A 17,212-nucleotide genomic window follows, 5' to 3' on the forward strand; every position below is an offset into this window, starting at 1 on the left:
AGATCTCAATGCGAAAGCTTAGTATAGGCAAACAATTAACAGTGGAGCAGCTAGGAGATATACCTGATAATTTTATTGTTGGTAATTATCTTCCACAATTAGATATACTGCGCCAAGCGGATGTATTTATTAGTCATTGTGGAATGAATAGCACAAGTGAATCACTTTATGGCGCAGGATTTATGTTAAATATCCAGCAATTATTGGCTGAGGATTTAAAACATGCCGTTAATGAAGTGTTGCAGCATTCGATTTACAAAGAGAATGCCAAAAAAATTAGTCAATCATTCTGTGAGGCAGGTGGTTATATCAAAGCTGTTGATGAGATTGTTACATTTACTCGTTAATTCTGCTATTGTATGCCACTCAAGGCCTATTAACTTAAGAATTTTATAACACCCTACAACAAGAATATAGAAGATAGAAGAAATGCTGGCAGTATCCCATACTCATCAAGATAAGAAATTAAATACCCCATTACTATCAATTCTTAAGTTGATAGTAATGGGGTAGCACCACATCGCTATCAAGGTAAGCTTATGCAAAATTAATTTTAGACGAGATTGTTTCTTTTTTCTAAAGGGCAAGTGTAGGTGATTGAAAGATTTGCATACGAAATAAACCCTAACGGGTTTCACTTTTTTGAATTAAGCGGCTTGATTATCAGACAGGGTACAATTGTAAACGACACCTAGTATATCAAAGACCGTTTTTTTCTCATATCGATGAGATTTCCGCCCGTTTTGCTGTAGGAGGTTGAACAGGCGAAGTAACACCCTTGATAGCTCTTGGGTGTTTTTTTGTATAGTTTGGAATAGAAGAAGAAAATAGTCTTTAATCATATATATGGCTTTATACTCACTAAGCTCTCGTTTTTTCTTCGTGAGGAGCAATTGACGCATTTGAAACATGATAGAAGAACAGAGTAGAATGGCAATCAATTGACCATATAAATGGCACTCCAATCGTTCTGGTTTTATTTTTTTACAATGATGAATTTGAAAGAATGATTTCCACGTTTTAAATAAAATTTCGATTTGCCAACGCAAAGAATACCAGTCATGCACCTGTCCCATTGGGACAATATCTGTAGGGGTGTTTGTCATATATACATTGATACCACTGAGTCGTTTACTACGAGGAGAATACTTCATTCCTTTCTTTTTTTCTCTTATAGCTTGATCTTGTAATCGTTTTTGTTGTTGTTCTTTTGTTAGTCGATGAACAATCACACGAGTTGGGACTTTATCAGTCATTCCTACATAAGCATTGGATATTTCGCATGTTTGTCCTGGCTGAAGAGAGTTCATTAAAACCTCCATATCTATCTGGATATACTCTGTACTTTTCTTGATTCTGCCATCTTGAAAATAATCAGGGCTAGGATTCTTTTGATAAATACGTGTATTTGATTTGATACGTGAGATATAATAAGCCTTTTTATCTTGTATATATTGAAGATCTTTCAAATGAAAATAACCTAAATCTCGGATACATAAATCATTCGCTGCTACATTTGGGACACACAGAGAACCGTAGGTTCGATCATGTTGTTTACCTGGACCAGTATGAATATGTAGGAACTGTCCACTTAACAAATCATACTCAAGTTGAATTTTTATCCCAGCTGTATGGCTGCATCCTCCTGCACCTGGATAAACGAATGTAAAGGGATCTGGGAGTTGAAATGCGGTTGAATCTAAAATACGAATACGCTTGAAAACAGAGTTGTATGGAGAAGAAATTGGCATAGATGAGGCCAGTTTTTGGGTTAGTAGTTCAGCTAATAGGTGTTGTAAAAATTGGACAGCCGCTTGATTAAATCGTTGATTCAGCCCCTCAGGACTGATGAGCACTTCTGTCGATGCTTCCAAGCAGCTAGATAACTGAGTTAAAGAAGTCGTAGCGACATTTTGGCTCATCCATACACATAAAGCGACTAAATCTTTTTCTTGGTATTTACTGGTTCGTTGTACAAAACCAACATCTCTAGCAAGATCTCGTAAGATATTTGGAGATAAAAAGCTTTGAATCTCTTGAGCAAATAGTTGTAATTCATCGGATACAGAAATAGACATACAAAACGCCATCCTTTCCTATGATTCTATAGAAAGAATAGCGTTTTTTTCTTTTTATGGATACATTTTTTTAGCTCGATAGCGATGTGGTGTTACCTCAAATATAATTATTTTATTTGAAGGTCTCTTTTAAATTTTTATCAAATCTTTTCATAGGTTGATATACAAGGACGTGTAATGATAAACCTATCACTGCAGTAATGTTCAAAATAATACTTATAATCATTAAAGACCATTCTATAACTGGAGAAAAGTATCCGTTCGTGCTTAATGTTGAAGAACTGATACCTAGTAGTAAAATCACTATTAGTAAAGGTAAGTTTTTAACCAATTTGAATCCCCCTTTTAAATATAATATTTTTATATCATTATATCACACTAGATTATGTAATTAATATAAGATAGTTATCTATGAGAATTTAGCGTATTTTCTCTTTTTTGGGGTGACCTACTTCTTTAGCTTGATAGCGATGGGGTAGCACCATATACCCAGCAAGCTAAGGTCTTGAAGTAGCCCCTAAACAAAAATTTAAATTTTTCTACAGTAATTTATGTGAATTCAACTCGTTTTTGGGAACATATGTGGTCCTTTTATAATTTGAATTTCTTTTTAAGCTTCTTATATTTTCTGTACGAACGTCTAACAATGTTTAACATAAAATACGGTATTTTAACGGGGAAAGGCAATTTATAAATGAAAGGAAAATAAAAGGTGAAATATGCCTTTTCTAGGTCTCTCCACTTACTATCTTCTTTTGTTTTTAAGAAATCAGATACATCGACCACATATCCCCTTCCTTTTTCCATCATCACATTTTTCCCGTGAACATCACAAGGAGTTAACCCTTGTTCCCTCGCATACTCCAAAGCCTCATTGATATCAAGTATTACCTGCTTAGGAATTTTAATCCCCTTATGAATAGCATCGTATAAAGTAATTTCTTTTAAACGTTTCAATACTATGAAATTTTCTCCTTTATATATAAGCTTTGAATAAGAAGGATGATTTCCAATTCTTCGGTATGCTTCTGACTCTTTTTCAATTCCTTCTCCTTCTCGCACGTAAACTTTCACTACCCAATCTTTGTATTCTCTGTGCATGAATACTGCGGCATAATTACCTGTCCCTAAACACTTCCAAAGTCTAGGAATATCTTTAACTACTACAGGCTCGAATTCATCCTCACTTCGTATGCTTACCTCTTTTAATAATTCGTCCTTTATTAATCCCACAAAACTATTTATACTCATCATTCCCACTCCGGTTTTGCTAAAAGGGGCCCACCCACATTTTAACGAAAATATACACTAAGCGAATTTTAGCATAAAACGAGTCATCTTTCTTCTTAAAATAAAAAGATGACTCGTTCTATTTGAACTGTTGAATACTTAATATTTATTCCGCTATTCATAGCCAAAAACTGTACAACATAAAAATATTTCTAACTATTTTCATTTTTTCACAGGCAACTGTATAGGGCTTTTCTTAGTGCAAGTTCTCTTAGTTCATTACCCATACCAAATCTATATTACTCTATTTTATAATCTAAAACACTGTTTAGAAGTGTAGCAAAGGTTTGTTAATGGTTCCATTCTTGTTCCAATACTATCTTTGTTAGCTAAAACTTTTATTGTTTTAATAGTCTTTTGTTTAATTCCCACAATGCTGTTTTGTTGCTATCCCATTTCAAAAACGTTACTGCTTCCTCAAAGCATAACCATTTATAATTGAAGTGTTCTTTAGATAATGATATGTTTTTTGTAGGGACTTTAACTCCAAAAGAAAATTCTTTTATTACATAAACCTCTTCTCCCCAAAGGAATCCTCCAACTACATCTTCTACTGATAGTGAAGACACAGAATCTAATTGTATATATGGACATTCTCTTGTAATACCAGCCTCTTCAAATGCTTCCCGTTTTGCTGATTCAATAGGAATCTCACCGTCTTCTCCGCCACCAGCTATTCCTTGCCAATAACCATAATCACTTCGGTTAAAAATGGCATATTGAATAGAATCGACAGTTTTTATATAAGGAAATATCAATACTTGATATGGCGCTCTCATTACTTAACCTCCTCTCGAAAATAAGTTTTAAAGCAATATGAATAAAGAGCCGACATCACAATTCTACATTATTAATGCAGGTTTATAATGTCGGCCCTCTATTTTTAAATAATTTTATTTTTCATAAACAGGCTTACTCTTAACAGAGGAAAAACTGTTTATTTCTTGTCGAATTTGTTTAGCATGGTTTTTCCTAAATGTTAGCAGTACCCTATATTATTCAATTGCGCCAGCAACATCATAATCATTTAAATCTAATTCAATCGTTTGTCCGAGCGCTAGTTTAGCAAGTTCCGCTCCTAGATATGGACCAGCTGTTAAACCCGAAGCTCCTAATCCATTCGCAACGAGAATTCCTTCAAAGTTAGGTAGCGGTCCGATAACAGGTAAGAATCCTGGTGTAAATGGTCTGAATCCAACTCTCGTTTCAAGCATTGTAGCATTTTCTAAGCCAGGCGCAACTGTTAATGCCTTATGGAATACTTCATGTAAACCACCTGCTGTTACACGATGATCGAAACCAGTATCATTCTCATGTGTTGCACCAATTACGACATGCCCATTGTCAAACGTTAAAATATATTGATCGTTCGGTGGCATAACAACTGGCATATTTTCTGTTGCTGTATTTTCAATTTGCAGATGAACAATTTGTCCTTTTTGGAATGTAACTAAGAAATTAATTCCTAATGGGTTCAAGATTTCATTCGCCCATGCGCCTGCAGTTACAATAACCTTTTCTGCTAAAATTGTTTCATCGTTTACTGTAACTCCAGTAATATGATTTCCTTCACGGACTAATATGGCATCGCCTTTTATAAAAGTTGCACCATGTTTTTTCGCAGCACTTATTAACGCATTGCGTAATAATCTTCCATTTACTCGTGCAGCACCACTAATATGAACAGAACTATATTCGTCTGATAATGCTGGGAATAATTTTTTTGTTTCTTCAGCTGATAAGCGAGTTATTTCACCAATCTCTGGGGCATCTTCACGTCGTTTATAAGCTCGCTCTTCCATTTGATCTAACTTTTTCTCGTCAGTATGTAAACTAATTGCACCTACACGATTATATCCTGTGTCAGTTTCACCGTCTTCTTCTAATTGCTGAATTAACGAAGAATAGTAACGTGCACCGCCTTTAACGATTTTATACCATGCTTTATTACGACGCTGTGATAGCCATGGACATACAATACCTGCTCCTGCATCAGTTGCTTGCCCTAATTGTTGGCGATCCACGATAGTAACATTCGCACCTGCCTTAGCAAGATGATAAGCAGTAGACGCTCCTAAAATTCCAGATCCAACTACAATATACGATTTCATTTCAAACACCTTTTCTCTTTTGCTAATTATATAAATATAAGAACATTCCTTAGTATAATGGAAGGAATGCTTTTTTCAATGTACTCATCACAATTAATTGTTGCAGCATTGTGACTTTCTTAATCATTATTTTTTCTTCTTACGGAATAATTCAATTGTTTTATAACCTTGTGAAAGGATTTCTATCATTTTCTCTAGACGTTTTTCACGTGTTTTTTCTTGTTTTACAGAAAAAAGATTACGTGCCCAATCTTTCTGATATCCAGGCGTTAAACTTTGATAAAACTTAAGTTCATTCGGGTGATTTGTTAATAATGCTTCAACATCTTTAATTCGATCTGCATAATCGGCAACACATTGACTCATAGCAGATGTTTTCATTGTTTTTTTCTTTTCACGTTTTAAACCTACAACAGTAAAGACTTCATCCATACTTACCATTCGTGCAAATTTAATATTGCTTTCTCCCACATAACCATCTTCTCCAACGTTTAATGCCGGAAACATCTCATCACGGTGAATAAACGTACTATAACGAGCATTACCTTTTTTCGGATATGCGAAGAACACGTAACCTTTTTCAATTAGTAATTCTTCATTACTAATAATAAAATTCGTTTGTTTCACCATTTCATCAAGCGTTTCTACAAATATAAAGATAGCATCGTGTTCTTTTGAGAATACAGTTTCTTTACCTGTAAAAATGTCATAATTACTTGGTTCGTTAATTACGACCATATTTGTATACTTATTAAGTTTCAATTTATCAATAACTGACATAATAATCTTCCTTTACATTCAAAATTCATTGTACATACTTTTTCGTACTGTTCTAGTGTATTATATGTATTAAGAAAATCAAACTTTAAATCATATTATTCTGCTGCAAAAGAACCAGTTTTTCATACATATGAAGAAACTGAGGAAACATTAACTATACCGCAGTTTCCGAAACATATTAGACGAAAACCATTTACACCAAAAAATAATAAAGATAGCCGCCTCTGATTAAGTACCGGCTATCTTTATTATTCATAACTTAATAGCAAATAAAGTATATAAAAGCTCTCTATATTGCTCTTCTGTAACCTCACGCTTAGTATTTGCTCCATAAATAATTTCAGTTACACTATTATTCGTTAAAGAGACATGCCCAGAGTCCGTCAATTTCACTGCAATTGGTCCCTTATTAAAAATAGATTTCTCATCTTCTATTACTCTTCTTTGAACATCGTTTACTACTATCTCATCAATAATATGTTTATAAAAGGCATGACAAACTTTCCATTCTCCTTCAGCATCTATTCTTTCTAAAACATAATTTCCTTTACTCGTATCTTTTCGTCTCACCCGGTACGACCCATTCTTTGAAGAAACAGACTCATCAGTAAAAGGTACAGGAACAAGAGGTACTAATGAAGCTATACCTACATCAATTAAATACTGTACATTAGCATAAGTTAAAATAATTGTTATATGGCCATCCTCAAGTGCCCATGCATTTATATCATTTTTATAAACCGTACCTAATGCCAGTTGTACATCATAGCCACAGTCTTTTAAGAAATAGTAAAAAAGGGTGTTTAATTCGTAGCAAAGTCCACCACGGGAACTAGTTAAAATTTTCTCTCGTAAGTTTTCCAGAGAGATTTGATTCGTATTTTGTGCTATAACGTCTAAATTCTCAAATGGTATAGTATGTGCAAATGAAAAGAGTATAGTAGGTAATTCTTCAAACGTTACTTCATTACGTTTTTTAAGATTTAATCTTGCGAAAAGCTGATCTTGTAAACTTGTCATATTTAGCACCCCTTAAAATTTTATAAGTTTAAATAATATATGCTGATTGTAAGTTTTAAGGGGTACTGTAACAACGTACATTTTATGTAACTGTACCGGTACAAAAAGTCTAACCGACAAGATCACTAAAGATAAGAAGCTACAAATACAAATTTAATAGTTTGTCTATAGGTAAATTATTACAATCGCTTAAATCAACAAAATACTGAAGTTGCCACATTTGGCTCTTTTTAGCTTGATTGCTAACAGGCTTATCCCATATAGGATAAATCCTCATAGCCATCTTGCCTTTTTGATTTTGTGTTCTCAAGATTTTTTCCTTAAGAAGAATCTCTTTAGGCAAAATGAATTGTCCTAGTTTATGATCATCTATACAAGTAATAACTAATAAATCAGGAGCAGCGTCATAAGAAAATGCTTGATTTTGCATATTGTCATCTTTCTCCCAAAAAGAAACAAATTGACCAATTTTATTAGGAGTAACTTTTGATTTTCTAAAACGAATGGTTTTGTTATTTAAGTGGAATAAACATCCTGCATATTCTGCGTTTTGCTTTTCTTCTTTTAGATTCGTAATCATTAAATTGTTAGGTTGGTAAACTATATTATTTAAATTTCGGATCGTATCATTAAAATTGTTCAAAAAAACTCCCCCTTTATTCATCTCTTAGTTTACCACAAACATCAGTTCTTCTATATCGTATATAATCATGAACTAAGTGAAATGGGGGAATTTAGCAGGATATAATTTTTACTTTAATGTACTTAGTTTTTCAATTGCTTGTTGCTCAGTTGCTAAGTAAAAAATGTCATTCCCTTTATTACATTCATAAATAAAGTCTTTTAAGCTTTTACTAGTGTAAATAGAGAAATCCCCAATGATAGCAATCTTTACCTTGTAGTTTATAAACTTTTGAAGGATATCACCCGCAAGACGTGTTTTTAAATCAAAGAAGCTTTCACTTATTAATGACTTGTGGATAATAATATGCTTCGCATCTACCTCGTATTGAACTGTTGCCATAGTATCTAATGCAGACTGAACATCCGATATTAATACCTTATCGTTTCTAATGACCGCAATATTGATTCCATCGATTACTACTTTCTTTATGTCCATAGTCCCACCCCTTTATAATGTGCACCGTATGAGTAAAATTGTTTTACAAAACTTCGTATTAATCATAGATTAAATTAGCCGCAGCTATTAAAATCGCCTCTATTCTTTATTACTAATACGGTTAATGAAATTAATGATAGTTTCTCTTTTTTATATTTTTGAATATATATATGAAATTGCTTTTACTTGTTATAAAAATATTGTACTTGTTATAAAAATATTGTGGAGTAACATAACTTAACAAACTATCCAAAGTGTTAATCTCGGCATATGGTTGTATTTTGGTAGTATTCTTGATTTTTTGAGGGTTAAACCACACACCTTTTATATTTATATTTTGAGGACCAGCAATATCCTTTTCTAAGTCATCCCCAACAAATAAAGTATTTTCCGGCTGTAAATTTAGCTTATTTAACGCTAGTTCGAATATACGTTTATCAGGTTTACTAAATCCCACTTCTTCAGAAATAATGATTGTTTCAAAATACCTATTTAAATTCGTGTTAAATATTTTAGCTTTTTGCCTCTGAGTTGAGCCATTTGTTATAATTCCAACTTTAAAGTGCTTCTTTATTTGATTTAAGAAATGAATAGTATTTTGGTCTATTGAAAAACATCTAGGGAAATTATTATTCCAAAAATCTTGGATATAATTGCGTGGCAATCTATACTTCGGCGTGAATTCATCAAACAATGATTCTAAAACTGTCGTTTTATTACTTATGCCATATTCTCTTTTATCGTATTCTTTGAATTTCTGTAACATGTTGCTTTTAGCCGCACCATCTACATTTTCATAACACTTTTCTAAAACAATTAAAAATAATGCCGCTACTGCCTTATCCCTATCAAGTAAGGTATCATCTAAATCAAACAGCATACCTTTATAACACTTCAAATCATTTCACAACCTTTCTAACATTATATAAATCTCTCCAAGTTTGTACCTTTAAACTTTTGGTTTAGCCAGAACATTGTTATGTAGTGATTAACGATTAAATAGAAACTAGATGAGAGAAATCCAAAGTTCTTGGCACACACTCTAGTATTACTGTAGCTTCTTCTATATTAAAATTCCTTTCCCTCTTTTGGTAAAGAAGTACAAGTATATTTTCACAAATTTTAAGAAATTACATACAATTCACATTATTATACATTAGTTTTTCGTAAATATTATTCATACATCAATTCATACGATAAGTTTTTTAATCAATTATTTCTCCATAAAAAAGTAATATAGCTAATAATACTTTTTGGTAGTAAACGTCCTATGAAGTTTACTACTGTATCTCCACATAAACTCCAGATAGTACGGCTATAATGACTACCAGAGGTGATATTATGAAAAACTATCATATTCTCGTGGTAGAGGACGATCAAGAAATTCAGGAATTAATTAAACAATTTTTAATGACACAGCATTATACAGTGGTAGTCGCTTCAGATGGACTAGAGGGTATGACACAATTTAATAAGCAATCCTTTGATTTAATTCTCCTAGATGTCATGATGCCCAATCTTAATGGGTTTGAAGTTTCTAAAATGATTCGAAGTCAGTCAAACGTACCAATTATTATGCTAACTGCGTTGGAAGAAGAGGAAGATCAAATGAAAGGATTCGATCTTGGGATCGATGATTATATAACAAAACCCTTTTCATTTCATGTTTTGATTAGACGAGTCGAAGCTGTACTTAGAAGAAGTTATGATAAAAATGTAAATAATCATTTGATATTTAAAGAAGTTCGTATCGATGTGGATGCATATAGAGTCTATGTAAATGATGTTGAAATTATATTAACGACAAAAGAGTTTGAAATTCTACAACTACTATTTCAAAATGAGAGAAAAGTACTTACAAGAGAAAATATCGTAGAGAAGGTTTGGGGGTACGATTATTTTGGAGAAACACGAATAATTGATACACATATTAAAAACCTACGCAAAAAATTAGCTATCCCTTATATTAAAACAATAAAGGGTATTGGTTATAAAATTGATGAATAGTATTGTGAAACTCATGAAGATGAAGCAAATTACTTATAAACTCTTTATGACTACATCTCTCATTTTGTTATCCTTTGCAGTATTGATTTATTTAACTTTATACTTCTTTCTCCCTACGTTTTATGAGCAATATAAAACAGATCAACTTCAAACAGGGATAAACGAAATCATTGATAAGTCTAAAAATCTTACGTTTCAAGATGCGATACCACTTTTTGATGAATACGCAAAAAAAAATAATGCGATGCTTTACCTTCAAAATAAAGAAGGAGTAATTATTTACTCTCCTTCATTTTCTTTTATTCAAAGTGGTACGCAAAAAACAGTAGTTACTAAAGCAACACGATTCGAGAATGCAAGTACCCTTAGCAATTCATATAACGTTACGAAACCAATTCAATTCCAAGATGGTAGTTTAACACTTATAGTCTTTGCTACATTTCAACCGATTGATGAAGCTTCACAGGTTTTAGTACGATTTCTCCCCTATATTAGTATCATTGTGCTCATTATTGGTATAGGAAGTGCTTATTTTTATTCCAGGTTTATTACAAAGCCACTTATTTATATTAATGAAGGTGCACAAAAGATGGCAAATTTAGATTTCTCCGAAAAAATTGAGGTTCGCTCTACAGATGAGTTAGGAGAATTGTCTAATAGTTTGAATGACATGTCTATTAACTTACAACAAGCTATGTTTGATTTAAAAAAAGCAAATGAACAATTAAAAAATGATATTGAAAAAGAAAGAGAAATAGAAACAAAACGCAGAGAGTTTTTTGCGATTGTAGCACATGAATTAAAGTCCCCTCTTACTGTAATGAAAGGATACTTAGAAGGGATGATATACAATATTGGCCCTTATCAAAATCGTGATCAATATTTAAAGAAAAATCATCAAATTATTGAAAGTATGGAACAATTAGTTCGTGAAATTTTAAGCGTATCGAAATTAGAACAACACACCTTCAAACTAAAAGTAGAGGAAGTTAATCCTTCAAAGTTAATAGGTACAATCACAAAAGATCTCGAATTTTTTGCTTCTCAAAAAAGTATCGAAATAATAAAAGAATTTGATTCTGACCTTTCTATTTATACAGATTGTGCTCTTTTAGAAAAAGCATGCAAAAATATTATCCACAATGCGGTTATGTATTCACCACATAATGAAAAAGTCTATATAAAGTTAAGAGAGAATTCTAAACAAGATCAAATCGAAATGAAAATTATAAATACAGGTATCAATATTAAAGATGAAGATATTCAACAAATTTTCAAACCATTTTATCGAATTGAAAAATCAAGGAATCGAAATACTGGAGGAAGTGGTTTGGGGCTATATATTGTTAAACAAATTCTTGAAACGTTAGATATAAAGTATTCAATAAAAAATATGGAACATAGTGTGCAATTTTGCATGAGTATTCCGCTATCTAAACATAAAAACAAATAAACTCTCCTTTAAATAGGACGAGTTTATTTGTTTTTGTAGTAAGTATAAACTTATTAACAGGCTTTTCGTTTAATGACGTATGCTACTTTTTAAATGGCGATTGTCATAAGTAGTGACAAACTGTATTCAACTTAAATGTTTACCTATAACAGCAAAAAAAGCGAAATTACGCTTAGCAGCAAATTAGATTCTCTTATTTGAGATACATTTCATCTATGAAACTGAAAAGGAGGATGAAAAATGTTTATTCACCTCCATTTTTCAGATTAATTTGGAATTCTTTTATGATAAGCTATATGTAAAGATTAAACATAAAGGATGATTCGTATGGAAATAAGACCAAAGGTAAGTGAATATAACTCCTATTATGCAACGTATACCAACTTGGTATCAGACGGAAATATCATACATATTCTAGAACAACAAATGAAGGAAACGAATCTTTTATTAAAGGGAATTTCTAATAGTAAGGGACTTTTCCGGTATGCTCCTACTAAATGGAGTATAAAAGAAGTAATCGGTCATATAGCAGATACAGAACGTATTATGGCGTATCGATTGCTATCTATCGCTCGAGGCGAGACAGCAGAACTTCCAGGCTATAATGATGATATGTATGTTCTTAGAGCTGCTTTTGATAAGCAATCTATGCAAGATCTTCTTGAGAATTTAATAGTTGTTCGCCAATCTACCCTGTATTTACTTAGAAGCTTAGATAAAGAAGCCTGGTCACAAAGAGGAAATGCGAATAATTCTGAAGTTACAGTTCGTGCATTAGCATACATCATTGCCGGTCATGAGCTTCATCATCTTCAAATTATAAAAGAACGTTATCTTGGTTCTGATGCATATCCAGCAAGTTAATATTTGAAGAACAAGAGTCCTATTTATGTAGGGCTCTTGTTCAGTATTTATAACGTATTAGCACTTAGAATCATGGCAATTAAATGCATTTATTTATAAAATTCACCACATAATATATATGCTATCCTCTTTTATTCTGTACATAATTTTCTTTAGGTTGATATACTATAAACACAATAGTTCTGGAAAGGTGATGATATTATGTATGAACAACAAAATAATAGAGATAGAGATCAAAAAATGATGTTTTCGATGCAAGGAGTTCCCACAAATAAAATTAACATGAATCAATTACCTAAATGGATTAAAATTTTTGGATATTGTGCGTTTGGTTGGATGATAGTATTTAGTTTAATTATGATTGTAGGTTTAATTCTGCAATAACTATACAGATACATAGATAGGTAAACGGGACGATATTTAGATTATACATCTAGGTAATGTTCCGTTTTTTATGTATGATTATCCCATGATATAGGTAACCAATTATACTAAAAAGAACTTGTAGAATATCCTACAAGTTCTTTTTCAAATATTATTAAAACGGGAACAACAAACTATTTTAACATTCAGTACAGGGAGACCATTTTGATTATGGCTTGATTTTATTATAAAACAAATATAAGCTTTTGAAAGGTCTAGATTTTGAAAATTATGTGAATTGAACAGCTACGATGTTTATATTAGATTTCATTTACAACCAACTTCTTCTTACTTAAATACACTGCACGATCTGATTTTTTAGCAACCTCCTGTGAGTGCGTCACAACAATAATACATTTATTCTCTTTATGTGCAAGTTCTTGAAACAGTTCTATAATATCCATTGCGGTTTGCTCATCAAGGTTTCCTGTTGGCTCATCCGCAATCAATAAATCAACATTACAAGATAGTGCTCGAGCAATTGCTACACGCTGTTGTTGCCCACCGCTTAGTTGCAGGACGTTTCGTTTCGCTTCAGCTTCTGAGAGTCCTACCCTCTCTAATAACTGTAATGCTCTTGCTGTTTTATTTTGCACTTTAACACCTGTAATTTCCATTGCTGTTAAGACATTTTGAAGAGCTGTCATATAGGTTATTAAGTTATAAGATTGGAAAATTACAGATACATTTTGATTACGGTATCGATCCAAACCAATTTTTCTAATATCTTTGCCATTATACAGTACATAACCATTTTTAGGGACATCTAGTCCACAACCTAAGCTTAGAGTCGTAGTTTTACCAGATCCAGATGGTCCTAAAATCGTGTAGAAATGTCCTTTTTGAAAAGAAAAGTTAACATTTTCTAGTATCGCTACATTTTTTCCATTACTTTCATAATAATAATCTAAATTTTTAAACTGTAAAATTGTCTCCATATCGAGCCTCCTCATTCATCTTTTAAAAGAATTTGTTTTGGGTTTAAACGTAGAATAGATAATGCCGGAAGAAGCGTTGCTATTATAGCAATAGCTAGTCCAATTCCACCCATTTTTCCTACATCTTCTCCTGTTACACTTACATCAATTTTATTAATCGGATCTTCTTTTTGATTTTGTAGAGTACCACCAGGTCCAGCCATCATTACAGTACCATGTTGCGAGGTATCTGTTTCTTCGCTTGAAGTAGCAATTTCATTCGAAAGTAAATTATCCCCGATATATTGAGAAACTTTAGCTCCTGTTGTTATGGATAATCCAAATGCTAAAATAGCGACACACACTACTTCTACTACGAATTGCGCCATCAGCTTCCACTTTTTCTCTCCAATGGACAATAGAATTCCCATTTCTTTACGACGCCCTTTAATTGATAGCATTATGATTAATCCTAAAATGATCGCACCTGCAATCGATACAATATAAATAATCATTTGAGAAGTCGAAGAGATATTTTCGATAGGACCAATCATTTGCTTGTACAATGAATCATGCGCATCTAATTTATAATAATTAAAATCAATATTAAATTTTCTTGCTTCTTTTTTAAATGCATCAATATATTGTGGATCATTCAAGAAATACACGACTTGAACACTACTTATACCTTGGTCTACTTCTAATTTTTTCATAGTTGAATGCGGCATATATAGTTTATTAGCTGGATCCATAATAGGAGGAGCCTGTTGACCCATTGCTTGCTCATTTGTTTCGTAAATACCGATAATTTCAACCTCAAGGGTTTCCTTCTTATCCCCTGATTGCACTTTAACTTTGTCTCCTACTTTCAAATTGTTTAATTCCGCTAATCGTTTTTCCATTAAAGCTACATTCTGATCCTTCATTTGCTCTGTTATTGGTTTTCCATCAATGATTTTACTTTTTCCGTTTTTAAAGCTTTCTTGTAATGCAGTCTTGCGAACTCCCTCAATCATAAAAGAAGCGTTCATATCGATTTCTGTACCAGAGCTTGAACCGCCTCGCGCAGCCGCCATTCCCACTTTACCTTTTCCTTCTCCTTCTGAAGCTCCTACTAGTTTAAGCCCATCAGAAATACCGAAAGTGTTAGCTATGTAATTATAATCTTTTACATACTTGGACTTCGCTAATTGATCTGTTTCTTTTGCATCGAGCTGCGGCGGATTTGGCATTTCTCCAGTTTCCTTAGCTTTTTGACCTAATTTGTCGAAATCAAGACCTAAAGTAACATCTGCACCAAGTTTTTTTCTTGCAGCATCCGCTGCTTTTTTTGATGCATTTTGGATTGTGAAACCTGAAAGAACCAAATTTGTAACAATCAGAAAAACTGCCATCAAAATTAATGATGTTCCTATCCTTTTTTTCATACTGAGAATTGCTCGTTTCATAAAATTCATTTTTGCTTACCTCCTTGATAACTTGTATTCTATATAGGTTATCTAGAGTTTATATGGAGCTAATCGGTAGTTTAACTAGAGATATAAGGAGTTTATGTGTAGTTATTTACCTGTTTCAGAAAAGCTAGAACACAAATTCAAAAATGCAGCCGTTTTTGAATATTGATAAGGAGTTATTCCGTTTAATAAATTTATTAAAGGTTAAGATTAATTTAATGTATGTAGCACAAAAAATATTTACTGTGTAATTTCTATACAATAAATATAGAGAAACCTATTTGTAAATATTTATATGAGAATGTAAGTTCCTAATAGAAATTACATCTTTTAATAAGAAAAGAAACAATTTAATATTCTTTTATACGGATATGAACATTAACTTACTTCTTAAATTTTAGTATATATTTATAGTTTTATTTTATTGCAAGCTTTATAATATGATATACAAATTTATCACCTACTATTAGGAAAAGAGAATATTTTATAATTAATTTACAACATAAATTTTGTCCATGTTTTAAACAATATGTATTTTGGAGGAGGTTAATTTGATTTTTTCAAAACTCATTGATCGGTACGCCTTATATGATTTACATAAAAAAAGAAGTGTAGCATTTCAGTTTACTTCCCTTTCTAACACTTCATTAAATATAAAGGACATAGAATCTTTTTATAAAGTACAACCATCACATTTTCATTTTGACATTAAGCATTCAAAGCAGGAAAATGAATACATGGTTGGGCAATTCAACCATAAAAGTTCGGTTCAATCCGGTGATTCACGCAACGACTCTGTAACTGGGGAATTATTCTTACATAAAAATGAAAATGCACCTCATGTTATCTTTGTTCACGGTTGGAGAATGGATTCTAACGAACGTGTGAAAAAAATATTCCACGATCATATGACCAGCCTGAAGTGGAATATGTATTATTTCACTCTACCCTATCATTTTGAAAGAAAACCCGATCAATCCTTATTCAGTGGAGAGTATATGGTAAGTGCAAATATTGAACGAACATTACAAGCAACTAGACAAGCGGTAGCTGACTTACGAGCTTTGATTAAATGGATTAAAGCAAATAAAAATGGGCCCCTGATTCTAATAGGAATTAGTTTAGGCGGATTTATTACTAACTTAACCTCTCTTGTTGAAGAAGAAATTGATGTGTTAGCATCCATTTTCTATGCAAATCGACTTTCTTATTCTATTTGGAATACAACTCCAGGTAAATTTATTAGAGAAGACTTGGAACATCATGGTGTTACGTATGATGATTTAATAGATTATTGGAAAATCACTGAACCGAGTCAAGCATTGCCAAAAGTAAAAAAAGAAAATATTTTATTAATTTCAGGTAAGCATGATCTATATGTGCATTCTGAGGATACAGACTACTTGTGGGAATCTTGGGAAAGACCTCCACGATATATTTATAAATGTGGGCATGCCGGGATCGTTCTTAAACGTAAAAAAATTGCAACTGATACTATTGATTTTATTCAAAATCGATTGAACTCCCCGCACTTATCCAATGTCATGCCTTAAATCGCGAGATTACTAAGTACAAAATCTTATACTTATATTGTTATATTTTTTACTAGTCACCTTTGTAAATCTTCGCCCCTAGCCTTACACGATTGAAAATGAAATAAAATAAATAACTAAGGAACTAATTTACCATATGGAA

Annotated in this window: 18 protein-coding genes and 1 pseudogene; 7 read left to right on the forward strand and 12 right to left on the reverse strand. The window is 32.3% G+C overall.

The features are described 5' to 3' along the window. Nucleotides 1-8: 8 nt before the first annotated feature. Nucleotides 9-347 carry a glycosyl transferase gene (locus tag BCG9842_RS31620; protein WP_015945808.1) on the forward strand — a complete coding sequence of 113 codons (339 nt, stop codon included), beginning with the start codon at nucleotides 9-11 and terminating at the stop codon, nucleotides 345-347. 300 nt (nucleotides 348-647) lie between these two features. On the opposite strand, the gene BCG9842_RS13050 is transcribed toward BCG9842_RS31620, so the two are convergent. The 6 genes from BCG9842_RS13050 to BCG9842_RS13075 all read right to left on the reverse strand — a co-directional run bounded on the left by BCG9842_RS13050 (nucleotide 648) and on the right by BCG9842_RS13075 (nucleotide 6,259). Next, nucleotides 648-2,078 (reverse strand): IS4 family transposase, encoded by a 1,431-nt coding sequence (locus BCG9842_RS13050; protein WP_000028465.1) that lies wholly within the window; start codon nucleotides 2,076-2,078, stop codon nucleotides 648-650. A 112-nt stretch (nucleotides 2,079-2,190) separates the two neighbouring features. Next, the gene (locus tag BCG9842_RS13055; RefSeq protein WP_000240399.1) at nucleotides 2,191-2,409 is read right to left on the reverse strand and encodes a hypothetical protein; all 219 of its coding nucleotides are present in this window, start codon (nucleotides 2,407-2,409) and stop codon (nucleotides 2,191-2,193) included. A 260-nt stretch (nucleotides 2,410-2,669) separates the two neighbouring features. After that, nucleotides 2,670-3,329, reverse strand: a complete 660-nt coding sequence (locus BCG9842_RS13060; RefSeq protein ID WP_000026523.1) for a serine/threonine protein kinase — start codon at nucleotides 3,327-3,329, stop codon at nucleotides 2,670-2,672. 377 nt (nucleotides 3,330-3,706) lie between these two features. After that, nucleotides 3,707-4,147, reverse strand: a complete 441-nt coding sequence (locus BCG9842_RS13065; protein ID WP_001202619.1) for an NUDIX hydrolase — start codon at nucleotides 4,145-4,147, stop codon at nucleotides 3,707-3,709. Between the two features lie 216 nt (nucleotides 4,148-4,363). Continuing rightward, nucleotides 4,364-5,479 carry an NAD(P)/FAD-dependent oxidoreductase gene (locus BCG9842_RS13070; RefSeq protein ID WP_000844384.1) on the reverse strand — a complete coding sequence of 372 codons (1,116 nt, stop codon included), beginning with the start codon at nucleotides 5,477-5,479 and terminating at the stop codon, nucleotides 4,364-4,366. Nucleotides 5,480-5,605: 126 nt separating this feature from the next. After that, nucleotides 5,606-6,259 (reverse strand): YdeI/OmpD-associated family protein, encoded by a 654-nt coding sequence (locus BCG9842_RS13075; RefSeq protein WP_000110860.1) that lies wholly within the window; start codon nucleotides 6,257-6,259, stop codon nucleotides 5,606-5,608. 27 nt (nucleotides 6,260-6,286) lie between these two features. Here BCG9842_RS13075 and BCG9842_RS32045 point away from each other — a divergent pair. Continuing rightward, nucleotides 6,287-6,491, forward strand: a pseudogene (locus tag BCG9842_RS32045) (hypothetical protein). Between the two features lie 20 nt (nucleotides 6,492-6,511). Here BCG9842_RS32045 and BCG9842_RS13080 read toward each other — a convergent pair. The 4 genes from BCG9842_RS13080 to BCG9842_RS13095 all read right to left on the reverse strand — a co-directional run bounded on the left by BCG9842_RS13080 (nucleotide 6,512) and on the right by BCG9842_RS13095 (nucleotide 9,279). Next, nucleotides 6,512-7,279 carry an arylamine N-acetyltransferase family protein gene (locus BCG9842_RS13080; protein WP_000202739.1) on the reverse strand — a complete coding sequence of 256 codons (768 nt, stop codon included), beginning with the start codon at nucleotides 7,277-7,279 and terminating at the stop codon, nucleotides 6,512-6,514. Between the two features lie 139 nt (nucleotides 7,280-7,418). Then, on the reverse strand, nucleotides 7,419-7,922 hold the full coding sequence (locus tag BCG9842_RS13085) for a MepB family protein (RefSeq protein WP_001058784.1): 504 nt from the start codon (nucleotides 7,920-7,922) through the stop codon (nucleotides 7,419-7,421). 108 nt (nucleotides 7,923-8,030) lie between these two features. Continuing rightward, nucleotides 8,031-8,399, reverse strand: a complete 369-nt coding sequence (locus tag BCG9842_RS13090) for a DUF4180 domain-containing protein (protein WP_000351862.1) — start codon at nucleotides 8,397-8,399, stop codon at nucleotides 8,031-8,033. 130 nt (nucleotides 8,400-8,529) lie between these two features. After that, the gene (locus BCG9842_RS13095; protein ID WP_000895697.1) at nucleotides 8,530-9,279 is read right to left on the reverse strand and encodes an HAD family hydrolase; all 750 of its coding nucleotides are present in this window, start codon (nucleotides 9,277-9,279) and stop codon (nucleotides 8,530-8,532) included. 461 nt (nucleotides 9,280-9,740) lie between these two features. Here BCG9842_RS13095 and BCG9842_RS13100 point away from each other — a divergent pair, with 461 nt between their 5' ends. From BCG9842_RS13100 to BCG9842_RS13115, 4 genes are all read left to right on the forward strand, one after another. Continuing rightward, nucleotides 9,741-10,406 (forward strand): response regulator transcription factor, encoded by a 666-nt coding sequence (locus BCG9842_RS13100; protein WP_000800727.1) that lies wholly within the window; start codon nucleotides 9,741-9,743, stop codon nucleotides 10,404-10,406. Then, nucleotides 10,399-11,859: a sensor histidine kinase gene (locus BCG9842_RS13105; RefSeq protein ID WP_001084893.1), complete on the forward strand. Its 1,461-nt coding sequence runs from the start codon at nucleotides 10,399-10,401 to the stop codon at nucleotides 11,857-11,859. Before BCG9842_RS13100 ends, BCG9842_RS13105 begins: the two co-directional genes overlap by 8 nt. A 327-nt stretch (nucleotides 11,860-12,186) precedes the next feature. Then, nucleotides 12,187-12,723 (forward strand): DinB family protein, encoded by a 537-nt coding sequence (locus BCG9842_RS13110; RefSeq protein ID WP_000405918.1) that lies wholly within the window; start codon nucleotides 12,187-12,189, stop codon nucleotides 12,721-12,723. A 201-nt stretch (nucleotides 12,724-12,924) separates the two neighbouring features. Then, nucleotides 12,925-13,107, forward strand: a complete 183-nt coding sequence (locus BCG9842_RS13115) for a hypothetical protein (RefSeq protein WP_000273237.1) — start codon at nucleotides 12,925-12,927, stop codon at nucleotides 13,105-13,107. Nucleotides 13,108-13,406: 299 nt separating this feature from the next. Here BCG9842_RS13115 and BCG9842_RS13120 read toward each other — a convergent pair whose 3' ends face one another. Continuing rightward, the gene (locus BCG9842_RS13120) at nucleotides 13,407-14,084 is read right to left on the reverse strand and encodes an ABC transporter ATP-binding protein (protein ID WP_000447865.1); all 678 of its coding nucleotides are present in this window, start codon (nucleotides 14,082-14,084) and stop codon (nucleotides 13,407-13,409) included. Nucleotides 14,085-14,095: 11 nt separating this feature from the next. Next, the gene (locus BCG9842_RS13125; protein ID WP_001010216.1) at nucleotides 14,096-15,520 is read right to left on the reverse strand and encodes an ABC transporter permease; all 1,425 of its coding nucleotides are present in this window, start codon (nucleotides 15,518-15,520) and stop codon (nucleotides 14,096-14,098) included. 548 nt (nucleotides 15,521-16,068) lie between these two features. Between BCG9842_RS13125 and BCG9842_RS13130 the strand changes: the two genes are divergently transcribed. Next, complete coding sequence (locus BCG9842_RS13130; protein WP_000577700.1) at nucleotides 16,069-17,070, forward strand: alpha/beta hydrolase; 1,002 nt, start codon at nucleotides 16,069-16,071, stop codon at nucleotides 17,068-17,070. The last annotated feature ends 142 nt before the right edge of the window (nucleotides 17,071-17,212 follow it).

The sequence above is a fragment of the Bacillus cereus G9842 genome, assembly GCF_000021305.1.
GTDB lineage: Bacteria > Bacillota > Bacilli > Bacillales > Bacillaceae_G > Bacillus_A > Bacillus_A thuringiensis_S.